The 18,225-nt window shown below is 69.0% G+C and carries 15 protein-coding genes; 6 read left to right on the top strand and 9 right to left on the bottom strand.

The annotated features are described in order from the left end of the window. The first annotated feature begins 114 nt into the window (after window positions 1-114). The 3 genes from FRAQA3DRAFT_RS10705 to FRAQA3DRAFT_RS10715 all read left to right on the top strand — a co-directional run bounded on the left by FRAQA3DRAFT_RS10705 (window position 115) and on the right by FRAQA3DRAFT_RS10715 (window position 3,886). Complete coding sequence (locus tag FRAQA3DRAFT_RS10705) at window positions 115-1,308, top strand: NADH:flavin oxidoreductase (protein ID WP_009739067.1); 1,194 nt, start codon at window positions 115-117, stop codon at window positions 1,306-1,308. Window positions 1,309-1,924: 616 nt separating this feature from the next. After that, window positions 1,925-2,713, top strand: coding sequence for a TauD/TfdA family dioxygenase (locus tag FRAQA3DRAFT_RS10710; protein WP_009739068.1), 789 nt, complete (start codon window positions 1,925-1,927; stop codon window positions 2,711-2,713). A gap of 222 nt (window positions 2,714-2,935) precedes the next feature. Beyond that, a complete protein-coding gene (locus FRAQA3DRAFT_RS10715) occupies window positions 2,936-3,886 on the top strand; it encodes a glutathione S-transferase C-terminal domain-containing protein (RefSeq protein ID WP_009739069.1) in 951 nt (316 codons plus the stop codon). Between the two features lie 240 nt (window positions 3,887-4,126). On the opposite strand, the gene FRAQA3DRAFT_RS10720 is transcribed toward FRAQA3DRAFT_RS10715, so the two are convergent. The 8 genes from FRAQA3DRAFT_RS10720 to FRAQA3DRAFT_RS10760 form a co-directional block, all read right to left on the bottom strand. Beyond that, window positions 4,127-4,522 (bottom strand): MmcQ/YjbR family DNA-binding protein, encoded by a 396-nt coding sequence (locus FRAQA3DRAFT_RS10720; RefSeq protein WP_009739070.1) that lies wholly within the window; start codon window positions 4,520-4,522, stop codon window positions 4,127-4,129. A gap of 400 nt (window positions 4,523-4,922) precedes the next feature. After that, on the bottom strand, window positions 4,923-6,617 hold the full coding sequence (ctaD, locus tag FRAQA3DRAFT_RS10730; RefSeq protein WP_035922727.1) for a cytochrome c oxidase subunit I: 1,695 nt from the start codon (window positions 6,615-6,617) through the stop codon (window positions 4,923-4,925). A gap of 1,143 nt (window positions 6,618-7,760) precedes the next feature. After that, window positions 7,761-7,985 carry a hypothetical protein gene (locus FRAQA3DRAFT_RS35940; RefSeq protein WP_035920841.1) on the bottom strand — a complete coding sequence of 75 codons (225 nt, stop codon included), beginning with the start codon at window positions 7,983-7,985 and terminating at the stop codon, window positions 7,761-7,763. Between the two features lie 135 nt (window positions 7,986-8,120). Then, window positions 8,121-8,387 carry a hypothetical protein gene (locus FRAQA3DRAFT_RS32955; RefSeq protein WP_157467285.1) on the bottom strand — a complete coding sequence of 89 codons (267 nt, stop codon included), beginning with the start codon at window positions 8,385-8,387 and terminating at the stop codon, window positions 8,121-8,123. 180 nt (window positions 8,388-8,567) lie between these two features. Continuing rightward, entirely contained in the window at window positions 8,568-10,040 is a 1,473-nt protein-coding gene (locus FRAQA3DRAFT_RS10745) for an aldehyde dehydrogenase family protein (RefSeq protein WP_009739073.1), read from the bottom strand. 3 nt (window positions 10,041-10,043) lie between these two features. Then, window positions 10,044-11,252, bottom strand: a complete 1,209-nt coding sequence (locus tag FRAQA3DRAFT_RS10750) for a cytochrome P450 (RefSeq protein ID WP_009739074.1) — start codon at window positions 11,250-11,252, stop codon at window positions 10,044-10,046. Window positions 11,253-11,416: 164 nt separating this feature from the next. Beyond that, window positions 11,417-12,820, bottom strand: coding sequence for a phosphotransferase family protein (locus FRAQA3DRAFT_RS10755; RefSeq protein WP_009739075.1), 1,404 nt, complete (start codon window positions 12,818-12,820; stop codon window positions 11,417-11,419). Next, window positions 12,817-13,785 (bottom strand): hypothetical protein, encoded by a 969-nt coding sequence (locus tag FRAQA3DRAFT_RS10760; protein WP_009739076.1) that lies wholly within the window; start codon window positions 13,783-13,785, stop codon window positions 12,817-12,819. The genes FRAQA3DRAFT_RS10755 and FRAQA3DRAFT_RS10760 overlap by 4 nt, the downstream gene beginning before the upstream one ends. Before the next feature lie 140 nt (window positions 13,786-13,925). Here FRAQA3DRAFT_RS10760 and FRAQA3DRAFT_RS10765 point away from each other — a divergent pair, with 140 nt between their 5' ends. After that, the gene (locus FRAQA3DRAFT_RS10765; protein WP_009739077.1) at window positions 13,926-14,810 is read left to right on the top strand and encodes a LysR family transcriptional regulator; all 885 of its coding nucleotides are present in this window, start codon (window positions 13,926-13,928) and stop codon (window positions 14,808-14,810) included. A 131-nt stretch (window positions 14,811-14,941) separates the two neighbouring features. Here the strand turns inward: FRAQA3DRAFT_RS10765 and FRAQA3DRAFT_RS38680 are convergent, their stop codons facing one another. Then, on the bottom strand, window positions 14,942-15,316 hold the full coding sequence (locus tag FRAQA3DRAFT_RS38680) for an SDR family NAD(P)-dependent oxidoreductase (RefSeq protein WP_009739078.1): 375 nt from the start codon (window positions 15,314-15,316) through the stop codon (window positions 14,942-14,944). 360 nt (window positions 15,317-15,676) lie between these two features. On the opposite strand from FRAQA3DRAFT_RS38680, the gene FRAQA3DRAFT_RS10775 reads away from it, so the two are divergent. After that, a complete protein-coding gene (locus FRAQA3DRAFT_RS10775; protein ID WP_035920847.1) occupies window positions 15,677-16,156 on the top strand; it encodes a hypothetical protein in 480 nt (159 codons plus the stop codon). 154 nt (window positions 16,157-16,310) lie between these two features. Next, window positions 16,311-18,221 (top strand): hypothetical protein, encoded by a 1,911-nt coding sequence (locus FRAQA3DRAFT_RS37080; RefSeq protein WP_232292002.1) that lies wholly within the window; start codon window positions 16,311-16,313, stop codon window positions 18,219-18,221. The last annotated feature ends 4 nt before the right edge of the window (window positions 18,222-18,225 follow it).

Genomic DNA, 18,225 nt, shown 5'->3' on the forward strand with positions numbered 1-18,225 from the left:
CGTCGGTGTCCAGGCCGAGGCGCTTACCGGGCTGGCGGCGAGGCCCGCCTTCGGCAGCGCGAACAGCACAGGCCTTGACGGAACATCTGCGGCGACGCCCGGATTGAACGCGATATGACTGTGTCTCCGAGTGCTGCGGCGTCTTCGAGTGCTGCGGCGTCTTCGAGTGCTGCGGCGGCCGCGTCCCCGTTGAGCAGCGAGCGCCTGCTGGACGGGGCGGACGCGACGCCGCTGTTCACGCCGTTCTCACTGTCCGGCGTCGAGCTTGCCAACCGCTTCGTGATGGCGCCGATGACCCGTCGATTCTCCCCCGGCGGCGTGCCGGGCGAGGACGTGGCCGGCTACTACGCGCGGCGGGCGGCGCACGTCGGCCTGATCGTGACCGAGGGCACCTATGTGGATCATCCCTCCGCCGGGTCCAGCGACCGGGTTCCGCGGTTCTACGGCGAGGAGCCGCTCGCCGGCTGGCGCCGGGTCGTCGACGCCGTGCACGCGGTGGGCGGGCGGATCGTCCCGCAGCTGTGGCATCTCGGGGCCGGCCGCGCGGCGGGTGCCCCGCCGCACCCGGAGGCGGCGGTGTTCTCCCCGTCGGGCCTGCGGCCCGACGGAACGGTGGTCGGCGACGAGGCGAGCACCGCGGAGATCGACGAGCTGGTTGCCTCCTTCGCGCGCGCCGCGGCCGACGCGCGCCGGGCCGGGTTCGACGGCGTCGAGCTGCACGGGGCGCATGGCTATCTGCTGGACCAGTTCTTCTGGCCGCGGACCAACCGCCGTGCCGACGGCTACGGCGGCAGCCTGGCCAACCGGGCCCGGCTCGGGGCCGAGGTCGTCGCCGCGGTCCGTGGCGAGGTGGAACCGGACTTCCCGGTGATCTACCGGTTCTCCCAGTGGAAGGGCGGCGACTACGACGCCCGGATCGCCGAGACCCCCGCTGAGCTCGAGGCGCTGCTCACCCCACTCGTGGACGCCGGCGCCACCGCGCTGCACGCCTCCACCCGCCGTTACTGGCTGCCGGCGTTCGACGGTTCCCCGCGCACCCTGGCCGGCTGGGCCAAGGACCTCACCGGCCTGCCCACCATCGCGATCGGCTCGATCGGCGTGCCGACGGCCTTCCGCGGCGACGACGAGGGCGCGGCAGCGACACTGAGCCTCGCCCCGCTGCTGGAGCTGTTCGACCGTGGCGAGTTCGACCTGGTCGGCCTCGGCCGCGTCCTGCTCTCCGAACCCGCCTGGACCACCAAGCTGCGCGACCGCCGCCTGGCAGAGATCCGGACCTACGACAAGGCTGACGAGTCCCGCCTGACCTGACGATCAGCGGCCGGGCGCCGGGCTTTCTCCACCCGCGCCACCGGACCGTGGGATGCCGTGGCTCTGTCGCGAGAATGTTACACAATCATGCCAGAGCAATGTCTATAGAGCCGGTGGGGATTGCGGTTTTCGTGTGCCAGAGCTAATGTCCGACTGTGCCCTGGCGGCTCGTACGCGGGAGGTCCGGATGTCGGTGATCTGTCGGCAGAAGCGCGCCAGCCTCCCTCCCACCACCATGACCTCGTTCCGAGGGCACGTTTCTGGCCGCATTGCCTTCGGGCGCGTCACAGCGGCGCTCTGTTGACCTGACAGACCCGCCGGTGGCCTGGCGCGGCCGGCCTTTGCGGCGATATTGACCGCGATGACCGGCGGGTTCACGGGAAACGCGGTCCCGCGTTCCTTGCCTCTCCTCGGCCGTGCGGCATTTCCTGCCCGATCGGCGGACCGGCCTTCGCCACGCCCCATTCGGAACGCGATCCAGCAAGGTCCGCGTGCCGGTCGCGGGCACGGGACGCGCGGGTCTTACCGCACCAGACAGCGCCGGCTGTGCCGTGGCGCACGGTCGACGACCTTGACCCATTTGGCAGACATTACATCCCACCTTGAGGGGGTCACGGTGACCGCTACCCGTACCGCGCCGTACGACATCCGCCCGGCCAGCCCCGTCCTCGGCGCCGAGGTCATCGGCGTCGATCTGGCTGGCGGCGTCGATGACGCCACCGCCGAAGCCCTGCGCGAGGCCTTCTGGAAGCACAAGGTCCTCGTGTTCCGCAACCAGGACCTCTCGCCCGACGCGCACGTGCAGGCAGTACGGATCTTCGACGAGCCCTTCGACCACCCCAAGTGGCTGTACCGCCACGAGGACAACCGGCTGGTGTACGTCTTCAACCTGGAGAAGGCAGGGGGCGCCTCGACGTGGCACGTCGGCGGCACGTGGCGGAATCCACCGTTCCACATCGAGTCGCTGACCTACCAGGTGGTGCCGGAGATCGGCGGGCACACGCTGTGGGCCGATCTGCAGGCGGCCTATGACGGCCTGTCCGAGCCGTTCAAGCAGCTGCTGGAGTCAGTCAGCGCCGTGTACAGCGCCGACCCGGGCGACGGGACCTACAACCGGCCGCCGGTGACCGAGACCGTCGAGCACCCGGTTGTGCGCACACACCGCCACACCGGTCGCAAGGGGCTCTTCCTCAGTTCCTCGGCGCTCAGGCTGACCGGCGTCAGCCCGGCCGAGGGTGAGGCCCTGCTGCCGTTCCTGCTGGCGCATGCATCCTCGCCCAACTACACCGTCGGCTTCGGCTGGAAGCCCGGGGACTTCGTGATCTGGGACAACCAGGCCACCTGGCACTACGCGGTCAACGACTACGACGGTCCGCGCGTCTATCGCAAGGTCATCGGCGGCTGACCCGCGACGAGGCACGTCCGCCCGCGCCCGGCCGATCTGGGGCGTCCGGGCGGCGGGCCCGGCATCGTCGCCGGCCGAGGTGACGCAGGGTCGACCGGATCGGGTGTCACTGCAACGGCATCTCTACCCACTCGATCGGAATAGCGGAAAGCTCGTCGGCCTTGGAGAGGACGGGCCCGCGATCGGCGTGGCCCCTCCCACAGCGACCCGAGGAGGACGCGCATGTCCCAGGCTGCCGCCGTCTCCCAGACCACCGCCGTCTCCGGGACCACCGCCGTCTCCGGGACCGCGAGGCCGGGGTATGCCAGCCCGACCGACGTGGCGACCTACGGCGAGTACACGATCAGACGGGACCCCGCGGACACCCGGCCGCTGTACCGGTTCACCGGGCGGATCACCGCGGACGGGTCGAGCGGATTCCCGGCCGAGCCGGGCCGCTACCACATCTACGCCGGCTGGTTCTGCCCGTGGGCACACCGCGTCACCCTCGAGCGTGCGCTCCACGGGCTCGAGGACGTCGTCAGCGTCTCCTACGTCGACGGCACCCGCGACGCCCGCGGCTGGGCGTTCCGCGAGACCTACGGCCCGGACCCGGTCAACGGCTTCACCCTGCTGCGCGACGCCTACGAGCTGACTGAGCCGGGCTTCGACGGCCACGTCTCCGTCCCGACGCTGTGGGACCGCAAGACCGGTCAGGTCGTGTCCAACGACTTCAGCGGCTTGGGGATCGACCTGGCCACCCAGTTCGGCCGCTGGTCGAACGGCGCCGACACCTACCCCGAGCACCTGCGCGCCGAGATCGCGCAGCTCGACTCCTGGATCGGCCCGGCGGTGAACCACGGGGTGCACCGGGCGGCGCACGACGAGGCGGTCCGCGCGACGCTGCTCGACGCGTTCGCGACGCTCGACACCCGGCTCGCCGACGCCCCGTACCTGGTGGGCGGCCAGCTGACGGAGGCCGACGTGCGCCTGTGGGTCTCCCTGGTCCGCTACCGCGGCCGCCGCCACGACCTGGCGACCCTGCCGCCACTGTCGGACTACCCGCACCTGTGGTCCTACGCCCGCACCCTCTACCAGCTCCCCGCCTTCCACGCGACGACCGACTTCTCCACCTTCTCGGAGCCGACCGCCGTCCTGACCGCCTGGGAGACCGCGCCCAGCGACGACGCGTAGGCGCATCGGGACGAACGCCGGGACGGTGCTCCAGCGGCCACCATCCCGGCGCCCCAGGTTCCGGCGGGTTCATGTCGCCGGCCGGCCCGGCTTCCTCTCGTCCGCCCCCGCAAGCAGCGGCGGCTCGAGCACAGCCCACCGCCGTTCGTCAGATCACCCCGCGCCACACAACAGATCATCCAGACGATATGACGCCAGCCGACCGCTAGCAGCACACAACATCCACTTTCAAAACAGACCCTAGTTCAGCCCAGCGCTGGACGACTCGCTGGCCTCGTCGAGGTTACTGACGAGCGCGTCCGGTGCACGCATCCGCCACGCGTCGGTTACGAGCTCCCCCAGACGTTCGACCGCTACCTCCGCCAGGCGCACCATCACCAGGGGCCATCCATCGTAACCAGGCGTGGTGAAGAAAATGTCGGGTTCGCCGAGCAGGAGAGCCTGTTTTTCGGCCTCATCGCCGACGAACAGCACCGCGATATCGGTTCGGATCAGGCGCGGCTTCCCCGGCATGCGCTCGGGATAGGACCAGACGAACCCCTTGTTGGCCACCCGGAAGTCAAAGCCGTCGCTCTCGATCTCCACCACGTGAGGCAGAGCCAGCGCCAACCGGCGCACGTCGTCGGCGTCAGCCATCGCGGTCCTCCCACAGCGTGCCCTCCGTATACGAAGAGGCTACCCGCCGGAAGCCGAACTGCGGACGAAGGGCATCTACAGCGGTCACCCGGCGCTGTCCACGCACAAACTTGTGGACGCGCTCCTCCCGCGCGTGGCGATCCGTCATCGCCGCGCCGGCCTGGGAGGTCATCGCCTCGGCGACGGCGGTGGGCCGGGCGGCGTTTCCCTCATCGCCGCGCCGGCCTGGGAGGTCATCGCCTCGGCGACGGCGGTGGGCCGGGCGGCGTTTCCCTACATCCCGGGCCTGCTGTCGTTTCGGGAACTGCCGCCGCTGCTCGACGCATGGAACACCGTTCTGAACCGCCCCGGGTTCGCAAAGAACCCGAGGCGGTTCACCCGCTCACGTGAGCCGTGTTTCTCAGGTACTCAGCTCCGGGGCGGCGCGGTGCTCGATCGCCTCGCCCGCCGCGAGCGTCGAGTGATGCAGGTCGAACGCGGGACGCTCGGAGCGGATCCGCGGCAGCGACCGGAAGTTGTGCCGCGGCGGTGGGCAGGACGTCGCCCATTCCAGCGAGTTGCCGTACCCCCATGGGTCGTCCACCGTCACGATCTGCCCCTTCCGGTACGACAACCACAGGTTGTACAGGAACGGCAGGGTCGACAGCGCAAGCACGAAGCTGCCAGCGGTGGCGATGGTGTTCAGCGTGGTGAAGCCGTCCTCCGGAGTGTAGTCGGCGTATCGGCGCGGCATGCCCCTGACGCCGAGCCAGTGATCCACCAGGAAGGTCGCGTGGAAGCCGACGAACATCGTCCAGAAGTGAATCTTCGCGAGCCGCTCGTTCATCATCCGGCCGGTGACCTTCGGGAACCAGAAGTACACCCCGCCGAAACCGGCGAACAGCAGGCCGGCGACGACGTAGTGGAAGTGGCCGACGACGAAGTAGCTGTCCGACACGTGGAAGTCGACCGGGGGGCTGGCCAGCAGGACACCGGTCAGACCACCGAACAGGAACGTCACCAGGAAGCCGACGGCGAACAACATCGGCGCCTCGAAGGTGATCTCCCCGCGCCACATCGTGCCGATCCAGTTGAAGAACTTGACCCCGGTGGGCACCGCGATGAGAAACGTCAGGAAGGCGAAGAACGGCAGCAGCGCCGCGCCGGTGACGTACATGTGATGCGCCCACACGGCGATCGCCAGCGCCCCGATGCCGATGGTCGCGTAGACCAGTCCCTTGTAGCCGAACAACGGCTTGCGGGAGAACACCGGGATGATCTCCGTGATGATCCCGAAGAAGGGCAGGGCGATGATGTACACCTCGGGATGCCCGAAGAACCAGAACAGGTGTTGCCAGAGGATGGCGCCGCCGTTGCTCGCGTCGAAGACGTGCGTGCCGAACCGCCGGTCGGCCTCCAGGGCGATCAGCGCGGCCGCGAGCACCGGGAAGGCGATGAGCACCAGGATCGAGGTCACCAGCAGGTTCCAGCAGAAGATCGGTAGCCGGAACATCGTCATACCGGGCGCCCGCAGGCACAGGATCGTCGTGATGAAGTTGACCGCGCCCAGGATGGTACCCAGACCGGAGACGGTCAGGCCCACCACCCACAGGTCACTGCCGACGCCCGGCGAGTAGGCGGCGTTCGACAGCGGCGCATAGGCGAACCAGCCGAAGGAGGCGGCGCCGTTCGGCGTGAGGAAGCCCGCGGTGACCGTCAGGCTGCCGAAAAACCAAAACCAGAACGACAACGCGTTCAGCCGTGGAAAGGCCACGTCCGGCGCGCCGATCTGCAGCGGGACCAGATAGTTCGCGAACGCGAACGCGATCGGCGTCGCGAACATCAGCAGCATCAGCGTGCCGTGCATCGTGAACAGCTGGTTGTACTGCTCGTTCGAAATGTACTGCAGGCCCGGCTTGGTGAGCTCGGCCCGCATGAACATCGCCAGGACTCCAGCGAACGCGAAGAACAGTAGCGAGACTATGAAGTACAGCAGCGCGATGTCCTTGTGCGACGTCGTCCGCACGTACTGCAACAGGGTCTTCACAGCCCTGGGTGGGGCCTCGCCCACCGGCGGGTCCGTATGCCCGGCCGGCGTATCGTGCACCAGTGTCACATTCCGCTCCCAATGGTGTTGCCGCTGCCGGCGGTGGTGCGCGGTCCCGGCGTCGGGTTTCATGACCGCCGCCGGGCAGTCCACAATGAATGTGTCGTCACCGTCGGCGGGGACGGGCCCGGCGGATAGCCGGCCCCGCGCCGCACGGCTCGGCGCACCGGCCGAGGAACCTGCCGGCGCTGGTCAGGTTATCCGCGCACCGGTCGTCGCGGCCCGGTCCGACGTCCCGAATTCGAAGGAACTCCGGCACCCGGCACGGGCGCACAAAGTCCCGCCAGGCGGATCCACCATTGGCCTAATCATTTTTCGACCGACGGACAGGTAGCACCGGTCGGTGAGCTGCCATTCATCGTGGGTTTCGATGGGAACCGCACCGGCCAGGCGTAGCAGCGCCTGCCCTGGTCGCAACGCAGCCGCGCACAGACACAACGCTGGGCCACGAAAATCTCCGGGTAGCGGCGCTGGGTGAATAATCTACCCAGACTTGCGGCGCGGTGGGCCGCTGGCGGTGCTGGGGGCTCGGTACCGGGCGGGCCGACCCCCTACGCCAGTTCGCGGGGCGGACCCGCGGGTCTCGCGGGACGTCGAACCGCCGGTGGGACTCGGCTGCGGTTGCGGGCACTCGGCGCGCAGGTGCGGGTGTGCGCGTCGCCGCGCCGGCCTGGACCGTGGGGCGGTCATGCCTCGACGGTCGTCCTGCGCGTTGCGCGGTTTCGCAGGGTCAACGAGTGTCGTTGGGCGAGGTGGCGCGCAGGTGCGCGATCGCGTAGGCGCGGCCGCCGCGTGAGAGCGCGAGGAGCCGGCGGCGTAGCTGGATCACGAGAGGCGACGATGGCGTCGATCCGGTCGAGGATCTTGCCGTCGAGGACGGTGTCGGCGCCGGTGAGCAGGTCATCGAGCTGTCCAGTCGCCCAGCGACCACCGCCGGCACGCGCGCGGCGGATCGGCCCGCCGACCTCGACCAGCGGTTCAGGTCAGCAGGTAGACCAGCACGAAGAGAGCCGCCGTCAGTCCCAGGCACCAGGCACCAGGCGAGGACCGATACGGATTCCCTGATCAGCGTGCCCCGGTCCGTCGGCGGCAGCATCTTCGCGTGGACCGGGTCGTCGTCGATCGGGCTCCTACCCATCAGTTCCTCCGGGTCTACGGGACGTAAACGCTGTCATGGCCCGTCGACGCGCGCATCGCGACCAGCGGAATGACCAGCATGCCGAAGAAGGTGACCTGGAAGACCACGAACCAGGTTCCGAAGCGAGCGAGCTCGAACTTCCACCTCGGTATGGTGACCTCGTAATCGAGCCAGATGAAAGCATGCACCATCCAGTAGACGAGCATGCTGGTCGCCAGGAACAGAAGGCCCCAGGTCAAGCCGCCGCCTGATGGTGTCGGTGATCGCCAGGACGATGACCAGACCGCCCAGCAAGGGGATGACCCAGTTGAAGAACCATACTCCGCTGGGGTCGATCGGGGCTGGTGGGACCGGCGGCTCGGCCGCATGGATTGTCATCTCATCTCCACTGGAGAGGCTGTGGACCGAACTCTTCCGGACCGTCTACCGGGCGCAATCGCGGTGAGCCGGAGTTCGACGCCGGCCTTGTCGGACACCGGTTGGCCCAGGGCCTTGACCGTCCCGGTCACCGATCCTGCGTCGATCACGGCAAGGTCGACGCTGGCGATGTGGCGCTCGCGCGCGTATTCGGCCATCACCCCCAGCACTCCGGGGAACCTCCCTGACCAGAGAAAGGACCGGTCGCTGGTGAACGACGTCACGATGTCCCTCCGACCAGGTCTGGCGAGCGGATTCTGCGGGCTCTGGTCGTACCCAGAGAGAACAAAACAGGCCACGTCCGGGTCGCGAGCGCGAAAGATTCGACCGAATCGGTTCAGACATCCCGGGTGAGGGGGTCTGTTGTGGTCACGGCTCCTCCTCGGTGCCGGCGGGACGGCCGGTCAGCCGCGGGCCACGCCCCAGACGACCGACTTTGTCTGGAGGAACTCGTCGAGTCCGTGCTCGCCCCATTCACGGCCCAGCCCGCTCTGTTTGTAGCCGCCGAAGGCGGTGTACGGGCTGAGGCCGCCGCCGCCTCCGTTGATCGTGACGAACCCGGCGCGGAGCTGCTTCGCGAGGCCGTACGCGCGGACCGGATCGTTCGCCCACGCGGCCGCGGCCAGACCATAGGGACTGTCGTTGGCGATCCGCACGGCGTGGGCGTCGTCGTCGAACGGGATGATCACTCCGACCGGGCCGAAGAATTCCGTGCGCGCGATGGTCATGGCATTACCGACCCCGGTGAACAGCGTCGGCTCGACGAAATACCCCTTGTCGAGCCCGGCGGGCCGCCCACCGCCGAAGACGATCCGGCCGCCCTCCTCCTCACCGGTACGGATGAGCTTCTCCACCTTGCCCCGCTGCGCCTCGCTGATGAGCGGGCCCATGGCGGTGTCGGATTCGGCGGGGTTGCCGACCTTGACCTGGGCCAGGGCGGCGGTGACCTTCTCGACGAGCTCGTCGTGGCGGGAGCGGTGTACGAGGGTGCGGGTCAGCAGGGAGCAGCCCTGCCCGGCGTGGACGGTGATGCCGCCCAGAACGTCGCCCACGGCGAGGTCAAGGTCGGCGTCGTTGCAGATGATGTTCGCCGACTTGCCGCCGAGCTCCAGCACGACCTTCTTCAGGGTGGGCGCGGCCTGGCCGTAGACCATCCGGCCGACGTTGTCCGAGCCGGTGAAGCTGACGAGGTCGACCATCGGGTTGCTGGTCAGTTCCTGCCCCGCCTCGAGGTCACCGGTGACGACGTTGAGCACGCCGGGAGGAAGCCCGGCCTCGTCGGCGATCTCGGCGATCAGGAAGGACTCGAGCGGTGTCGTGGGAGCGGGCTTCAGCACGGCGGTGCACCCGGCGGCGAGGGCGGGCGCAAGCTTCATCATGCTGAGGAAGAAGGGGAAGTTGTAGGCGGAGATGAGTCCGACGACGCCGAACGGCTCGCGGCGCAGTACGCCCTGGCCGATTCCGGCGCCGACGAACGGCATGAGCGGCTTCTCCCAGGCGAAGGAGGGCATCACCCGCTCGGCCATGTCGCGAAAGTGCGCGATCGGGATGCCGACCTGGACGGATTCGGCCAGCCAGCGGACCGACCCCGCCTCGACGACGTTCAGATCGACGATCTCGGCCGTCCGCCGTTCCAGCACGGACGCCATGCGCAGCATGATCTCGGCGCGTTCCCGAGGTCCCATCCGCGGCCATGGTCCGTCGTCGAACGCCCGCCGGGCGGCCTCGATCGCGCGGACCACGTCGGCGCGGGTCGCCTGCGGCACCCGGCCGATGATCTCCTCGGTCGCCGGGTTCCGAACCTCGATCTGCTGCGTGCCCTCACCGTCGGTCCATGTCCCGTCGAGGTAGAGCCGGTAGGAAAGGTTCTCGGTCATGCGTCAGATCTCCCACCGCAGGCGCAGGGACTCCAGGCCCCACACCCCGCCGCCGTGTTCGAGCGGAACCTGCACAAGCTCGTAGTCGGGAATGAGGCGGTGCCACTCCTGGAGCAGCACGATCATCTCCTGGCGGGCCAGGTGGGAGCCGAGACAACGGTGCGGGCCGCCGCCGAAGGAAAGGTGACGGATCGTCTCGCGATCGAAATCGACCCGCTTGGCCTGGGGATAGGCTTCGTCGTCCCGGCCGGCCGCGGAGAGCGGGAAGGCTGCCATGTCGCCCTTCTTGATCGGACAGCCGTGGAACTCCGCGTCCCGGGTGGCCTTACGGGCGGTCTGCACGATCGGATAGGCCCGTAGGAGCTCCTCCACGGCGTGCGGGACCAGTGCGGGCTCGGCCACGATCCTGGCCCGGTCCGCCGGGTGCGTGGCAAGGTGCAGGAGGGCATACGACGACTGGCCGGCGACGGTGTCGAGACCGGCCATGAACAGCAGCAGAAGGCAGTTGAGCACGTCCGCGTCGGTCACCGGCTCCCCGTCGATCTCCCAGGAAATCGCGGCGCTGACGATGTCCTGGGCCCGGGGGTCGGGGTTCGCCCGGCGCTCGGCGACGAGCCCGGCGAAATAGGTCTGGACGGCCTGCATACCGCCGAGGCGCACCGAGCCGTCGGGGTCGCTGTCGTTGTTCTCATGCAGGATCATGTGCTCCCACTGCATGAACTCGTCGAGCTTCTCCCGCGGCATCCCCATGATCTCCAGAAAGATGATGCTGGGGAACACCTGCGCGAAGTCGCGCACGAAGTCACACTCCCCCCGACCGCGTAGGCCCTCGATGAGTTCGACGGCGAGTCGGTGCTGGTCGGCCTTCATACCCTTCGTCCGGCCGGGCGAGAAATATGATCCCAGCAGATGCCGCCATTTCGTGTGCTCCGGCGGGTCAAGCATGATCGGGATCCACCGGTAGGGCGGATCGGACTCGGTGGGGACGATCACCGAGTTCGACCAGAGATCGGGACGCTGGAGGCCGTCGAGGATCACCGATTGATCCGTGAAGATCCAGTAGCCGCCGGCCTCGTCCGTGCGCACGGCGGGACGGCCGGTCGCCTGATGGCCGTCCATGCGTTGGAACAGGGATAAGGCCGGGCCGGGTGGCGGTGCTAAGGCATAGTCCACGACTGGGCAGGCGCGGACGTCGGCTTCTCTCTCGGTCATGATGAATCCCTTTTCCTCAGATGGCCACCGAATCGGCTAACTATAGGACCTGGGTCACATGTGGAGTAGCCCTCAATGGTGACGGCATGGCCCACTGGTGCTGGCCAGGCAACGAACGACCTCGCCGGCACGGACGTCCTCAGCCAAGGTGGCGGGTTACCCGCTCAGGACGGGTTGGTGAGCGGCGGCCAGGTGCGGGAATGCAGTGCGCCGGACGCATGGCGCATCAGGTGGTCGTCCCGCATCACCCGGTTCCACAGGTATCGCGTGAAATCCACATCGCTGACCCGGCCGGCGGCGTTCGCCCGCGCGAGAGCGTCGCGCCCGGCCGGCAGGGACAAAGGCGTGAACCCGAGAAGCGAAGCGATGTCCGACCGTTCGAGCTCGTTGCCCGCCCGGCCGCAGGCATCCAGCTCCCGCAGGTACCGGACCAGCCGGGCTATCCCCTTCGACCACTGGACGGCCAGCGCGTCGCCCATCCGGGGCGTGATCGTGCGCAACATGGCCAGCACGTCCCCGTACAGAGGTTGCCAGTCGGACGAATCGACCGGCTCGGGCATGACCGGTTTCTTCAGTCCTAGGCCCATCACGGCGTTCAATGCCTCCAGCCACAGCCGGCGATGCAGCTGGGCATACAGCAGGTGGTTGCCGACGTCCTTGTCCGCTCCTCCTGATCCGTCTTCCGCTGCCGGGGCCCGGGCGCCCTCGTTCGGGGTGAGGGTCGCCATCGTCGTCTCCGCGAAGACCCGGTAGTAGCGGACCCGGTCCACATCGATCGCGTGACCGGACAGCTTCTCGTATTCCGCAAGGCGGTCGGGCAGGTGCGTGAAGGTGTCCTGCACCGTCCGCAGCGACAACCACGCGATGTCGTCCATGGGGTCGCCGAAATGGCAGAGCTCCCAGTCCAGCACCGCGGTGACCCGACCATCCTGGTACAGGAAGTTCCCGGGCCCGGTGTCGCCCTGGACCAGGACCACGGGGCCGTCATAGTCAGGCACATGGGATTCCAGCCAGTCGGCCGAGAGGCGGACCAGGGGATCGATCGACCCGTCCGGGGCCGTGCCGCGCCGGCGGATCTCGGCGATGCGCTCCAGGGCGTGTTCCCGCGCCGATCGGACGGGCCCGAGACCGGGCACGCCCAGGTCGGCCGGATCAAGGCGGTGGACCTTGGCCAGGCTCCGGATGAAGTCCTGCGCCACCCGCACCTGCTCGTCGGGGTCGCGGATGCGGTAGAACCACGTTTCTCCCGGGACCCGCTCGAGCAGGACCGCCTCCTCGACGGGATGGACCGCACACACCGCCGGGACGGCGACCCCCGCGCCGCGCAGGGCCCGCAGCACCTCGGCCTCGGTGGCCAGGCGATGGAAGGCGCCGCGGTCGGGCAGTCGCTCAGGGCTGTACCGCAGGAACAGCTTCCCGGAACCGTCGCCGGCGGCAGCGGCGGCAACGTCGACGAGCCAGCCCTGACGGGTACCACCGCCCGGTATCCGGTCGGCTTTCAGCACAGGAGATCCGGCTGCTTTCTCGATCCACTCCAGGATCTTGGCAGGAAGTTCGAGAGCGCTCATCCCGCACTCCCGGACCGGCTCCGCGTCGCGCTTCGGAGATACTGCCACTCATGGATCGGACAGACGTCCTGGTCCTCGCCGTAGACAGTGCGGCCGTCAAGATTCCAGACCAGCGAGGTGTTGACACACAACGTCGTCGCGCCAGGAAGGATCATTCGGCTGGCGGGCTCGGCCCGTCCGGCCAGGGCCCGGCCGTCGTCATCGACGACCTCCAGATCGATGCCGGTTATCCAACCATGTTTCGGATCGCGGTGTACCGTGCGATGGCCACCGACGATCCGGGCGACCCTGCCGTCGCGGCGAAGATAGCCGGAATGCACATTCTCCGGGATCACGCCGCCCGCACGGGCTTCCGGAGACGTGTACGTGAGCAGGCTCAGGTCGGGCGAGGCGGCCCAGGTGTAGCCGACGCGCCGGTAACCACGCTCCGTCCGGCGCCCCCATGAACGGTCCCGCATGGCGTAGCAGTCGACGTCGATACGTTCACCGTCGAGCAGCAGGTGGCCGGTCACATGCCCGGTCTGGTCGTAATGCGCGGCCTTCGGATACGGCGGGGCCCCGCGGCGCAGCGGTACCGGAGGTTCGAGGGCATCGAAGCGCAGCTCGATGCGGCACCGGTTCCGGTCGTCATAGCCGAGGCGATAGGACAGGGCGGGCTCGCGAACCTCGACTGTCAACCCGGTCGGAAACTCCAGGCGGCCCGACGAGGTCTGTCTCGGGGCCTTCAGGTGCCCGAACTGCTCGTAGAAGGGTATGTCCCACGGCGCGCTGCCGGCGGCGTCCCAGATCCAACAACCGCCGCCCGTTCCGCCGGCATTATGTTTGACCGCCGCATAGAGCCAGGCCCCGATCGCCCGGTCCGGAACGAAGAACGAGAACCAGAAGGTCTCGGTCTCGTAATAGTCGGTCGAGGAAGTATGCAGGCCGTCGTCGGCGGGGATGAAACGGTCCTGGTCGTCGTCCATATTCACTCCCTTCGTCATCCCGCTCCCTTCGTCACCCGCTTCCTTCATCGCGGGACCACGAGAGCTTCCACCCCGTCCGGGCCGCGGATCAAGAGCCTTCCCGTTGACGCACCGTTTCCCGATCGTGGACGATCCTCCGGGTGGAAATCGATCAGCTCGAGGTGCTCGTCGCCCTCGCCGACGAGCTGCACTTCGGGCGGGCCGCCGCCCGGCTGGGCATGAGCACCTCCAGCGTCAGCAAGCGTCTGCAGGACTTCGAGGCCAGCATCGGCATCCGGCTGTTCGACCGAACCAGCCGCCGTGTGGCCCTCACCCCGGAGGCCCGGCCCCTGCTCGACCAGGCCCGGCTCGTGCTCGCCAGCATCGAGACCTTTCGCGCCGTCGTCGCCGACACGAGGAGCGGCGCCGCCGGAACCGTCGGGCTGTTCCACGCCAGCAACCACTTCGACGTCGTGTCGTTGCTCGTACGGTCGCTGCAGTCCCGGCATCCGCAGCTGAGGCTCGACTATCGGGAGAGGCCGAACGGCGAGATCGCGGCGTCGGTTCTGGCCGGGAGGACATCCCTCGGCATGTGCTGGGGAGACGTGCCCGCAGGGCTCGAGCTCTACCGCTTCGACGTCCTCATGCTGGACACGATCTTCGTCCCCGCGTCGCACCCACTCGCCGGTCGATCCGAGATCGGCCTCCCGGACCTGGACGGTGAGACCTTCATTCTGACCGGCCCTGATCCCACCACCTTCTGGCGGACCGCGGGAATCGATATCACCGTTCGCCGCCTGCCGATCTGGGGGCGCGACGAACTCGCCACCCGCGTCGAGACCGGCGAGGGGATCGTCCTCACGGCCTCACGGGCGGTGCCGAGATACCGGCACCGGGCCGTCGTCGCGGTCCCGCTCGCGGACCCCGCCTCGTGGTTTCAGTTAGATCAGCTTCTGGTCTGGCGAGCCGACGAGATCAGTCCCGCCGTCCGCAACGTCGTTGCGACCACGAAAACCCTCGGTCTGCTGACCACCAGCACATTTTGACCGGATGTCGCCCAGCACCGAAGGAGGTCGAGCTCCTCGTCCTGCGACACCAGGTGGCAGTGTTGCGACGGCAGGTCCACCGTCCGACGCTGGAACCGACGGACCGGGTGATCCTTGCAGCCCTGTCCCGGTTAGTCCCCCGGGCCCGCCGGGGTTCGTTCTTCGTCACCCCCACCACCGTGCTGCGCTGGCACCGCGAAACCACCAGTGACGGGAATGCCGGGTCCGACGGTGTTCATCAACGCGTTCAGACTTCCCCAGCGTCGGCCGAGTTCTTCGAATGCCCGCTCGACCTGATCGGGCCGTGACAGGTCGACCGACATTCCGATCGGGTCAGGGCTTCCGGCCGACCGCAGCTCGGTGGTGACCTCCGCCAGTGCCTTCGCCGAACGTGCGAGTACAGCGGCCCGGGCACCGTCCGCCGCGAAACACAGCGCCGCCGCACGGCCCATGCCGGCGGTCCCGCCGGTGACAACCACGGTCGCGCCCGAAAGGCCGAGTTCCATGTTTTTTTCTTCTCATCCGGCGGGGAGGCGTCTGACGCGAGCCAAGGCCCAGCCGGCCGCACCCCCGCGAGGCGCCGGACCGCTGCTGGACAGTCAACCCGGCGCCCGTGGTGACCTGTTCCTGCGTGCGAAGCCTGGCCGTCGCCCTGGCTGGCCGTCGCCCTGGAAGGTCACGCCCCCGCCCAGCGCGCCTACGCGGCGTCGGCGGGCGCAATCGGGAGTCGGGGCTGGGCGGTGCGCGGAAGGATGTTAGGTTCCGCATCAGGGTGGGGGGCTGCGATGACAGGGGAACGAGTACGGCCACGGCGGTGCCGCTGGCTGCGGGGGCTGGTGTGCGGGGCTGCGGTTGGCATCATCGTGATGCCGCTGCTGGCGGCATGCGGCGGCAGCGATGCCGCCTCCGTGCCCACCGTGCCCACCGTCGGGCGCTCGTCGAGCGCTCCCAGCACCTCTGTCGCAGCGGTCGCGCCCCAACCGCAGACGGTCGAGGCCGCGCGAGAGCTGCTCGACAAGGCGATCGGCCGCGGAGCCGCCGGCGACCACGCCGGCGCCTGGGACCTGCTCGTCCCCGAAGACCAGGCCCTCATCGACCGCGGGGACTACGTCGCCTACCAGCGGACGTGTAACGCCGACAGCCCGCAGGGCGCACCGTATGAGATCAACGACATCCGGCTTGAGGACCCCACGACCGCCCTGGCGATCGTCAAGGTCCTGGGTGTCAGCCTGCCTGTCCACGCCTTCTACCGCGACGGGCAGTGGTTGACCCGGCTCTCGGACACCAACCGCAACGGCGTTACCGTCTGGACCACGGCACGAACCTGCCCCACAACCAACCCCTGACGGCTCTGTTGCGTCCGGCTGTGGCGGGATGCCGCGCCGACGGCCAGGCATGATCAGGTGATGGGTCGAGATGCGCTCCGTTCGCCGGTGCTGGTGTCGGAGTTCGCCGGGTTCCGGTTCCCGCCGGAGGCGATCGTGCCTGCAGATCGCTTCTGTGGCGGGATGGTTGCACTGGGAGCGTTACCTGGTCCTGGACCCAGGGGAGGATCAGGACGATCTCGCCGCCGCTCTGGATCTGTTCGCCCCGGTGTACCAGGCACTCCCCGACGCGGTCCCCGACCAGATACGCACCTTCTTCAACGAGGACAGACCCAGCACGTCCGACCCTGCCCAGGCCGGAGCTGACGGGGCCGTCGACCTCCTGGAGAAGACCCTGCGTACCGGTGGCCCCGCCGCGCTGAACACCGCAATCGACCTGCTCCACCAGGTGGTGGATGCCACTCCCGGCTATCACCCTGGCCGAGCCATGATGCTGTTCGACCTCGACCTCGCCCTCGCCCTGCAGGCGCGGTTCGAGCGCAGCGGACAGCTCGCCGACCTCGATGCCGCCGTCACCGCCGGGCAAGAGGCAGTGGAGGTGGTGGGTGTCTCGCCGCGGATGCGGGTGCGGGCGGCTGTCGGCTGGGGGCGGGCAGCCGCGGGCGGGGAGCGGTGGGAGGAGGCGGTAGCCGGGTTCACCCGCGCGGCCGAGCTGGTGGGCCAGCTCGCTCCTCGCAGCCTGGACCGCGATGATCAGGAACATCTCCTCGCCGAACTAGGGAATCTCGGCGCGGACGCGGCGGTGTGCTGCATCCACACCGGACTGGCCGAGCGGGGGGTGGAGCTGTTCGAGGCGGGCCGGGGGGTGTTGCTCGGGCAGGCGTTGGACACCCGCACCGACCTGACCGCTCTCGCCGGCCAGCATCCCACCCTGGCCGAGGCGTTCACCCGCCTGCGCGACGAACTGGACCAGGCGGACCCTTCAATCGGTCCCGGAAGTACCCTCACAGCCGGTGACAGCAATGAGAGCGGACGGCGGCAGGCGGCCGGTGTGGCGTTCGAAGCCGTGATCGACCAGATCCGCGGGCAGGCCGGATTTGAACGATTCCTGCGCCCCCCGCTGATCAGCGAACTCCACGCTGCCGCCGACAACGGGTCGGTGGTGATCGACCGGATCATCTCCGCCACCACCCCCACCCTGCACGCCCTCACCCACACCCGCCCCACCCATCCGGAAGACCAGGTCAGCCTTACCGGCGGGGGGCGGCTGGTCGCCATCGCCATGCCCCCGACGCCACCGACCTGCCCGGCGCCCAAGCCGCAACCACCCACCTACTCGAGCGTTTCCCCGACCAGGTCGACCTGCTCACCGGCCCGCAGGCCACCCGCCCGGCGGTCCTGGCCGCGCTCCCCACGGGCCGGTGGGCGCGCTTCGCCTGCCACGGCGCCGCCAACCCGACCGATCCCTCCCAGGGCCGGCTCCTCAACGACCGCTACGCCGTCACCCTCGCCGACAACATCTACACCGCCCTGTCCGCCGGCCACAGCCCCGCCCACGCCGTCCACCACGCCGTCCTGGACCTCCGTGACTACCGGCCCCGCTTCCCCTCGCTGTGGGCCTCACACCTGCACACCGGCGCCTGACCCCTGCCAGGGAGAACCCCTCATGACCAACACCGACACCGACCAGGGCATCCGCATCGCCGCCCAGGTGATCCGCCCCTACCTGACCGACTGGTTCACCGCCGGCGACGCCGCCGACCTCGACCGACGCATCGCCGGCATCCTCACCACCCCTGCCGAACCCGCCGCCCGCGCCCACCAGCTCCGGGCCCTGCTCGACGCCCACCCCCACACCCGCCGGTTCCTCCACGACGTCCTCGCCGACGCCCCCCACTACCGGCCCCCCGACCAGCAACCCGACAACCAGCCCGGCCGTCCAGGCGTCGGCCTCGCCGGAGACCCCGGTCCCGCGGGAGCCGACCGTTACACCTGCCCCCACGGCGACTACACCTGGTACCGACCTGATGTCGCCGCTCCCATCCCCGACTGCCCCACCCACCAGGTCGCCCTGGCTCGAAGCTAAGCGC

Source organism: Frankia sp. QA3, assembly GCF_000262465.1.
Taxonomy (GTDB): domain Bacteria; phylum Actinomycetota; class Actinomycetes; order Frankiales; family Frankiaceae; genus Frankia.

Coding starts and splice junctions, on each gene's coding strand:
- FRAQA3DRAFT_RS10720 (WP_009739070.1), bottom strand. CDS start 4,522: ATGGCTGACGCCGACGACGTGCGCCGGTTGGCGCTGGCTCTGCCTCAC.
- FRAQA3DRAFT_RS38680 (WP_009739078.1), bottom strand. CDS start 15,316: ATGGAACTCGGCCTTTCGGGCGCGACCGTGGTTGTCACCGGCGGGACC.
- FRAQA3DRAFT_RS10775 (WP_035920847.1), top strand. CDS start 15,677: ATGCCGCTGCTGGCGGCATGCGGCGGCAGCGATGCCGCCTCCGTGCCC.
- FRAQA3DRAFT_RS10705 (WP_009739067.1), top strand. CDS start 115: ATGACTGTGTCTCCGAGTGCTGCGGCGTCTTCGAGTGCTGCGGCGTCT.
- FRAQA3DRAFT_RS10760 (WP_009739076.1), bottom strand. CDS start 13,785: ATGGACGACGACCAGGACCGTTTCATCCCCGCCGACGACGGCCTGCAT.
- FRAQA3DRAFT_RS10755 (WP_009739075.1), bottom strand. CDS start 12,820: ATGAGCGCTCTCGAACTTCCTGCCAAGATCCTGGAGTGGATCGAGAAA.
- FRAQA3DRAFT_RS10715 (WP_009739069.1), top strand. CDS start 2,936: ATGTCCCAGGCTGCCGCCGTCTCCCAGACCACCGCCGTCTCCGGGACC.
- FRAQA3DRAFT_RS10750 (WP_009739074.1), bottom strand. CDS start 11,252: ATGACCGAGAGAGAAGCCGACGTCCGCGCCTGCCCAGTCGTGGACTAT.
- FRAQA3DRAFT_RS10745 (WP_009739073.1), bottom strand. CDS start 10,040: ATGACCGAGAACCTTTCCTACCGGCTCTACCTCGACGGGACATGGACC.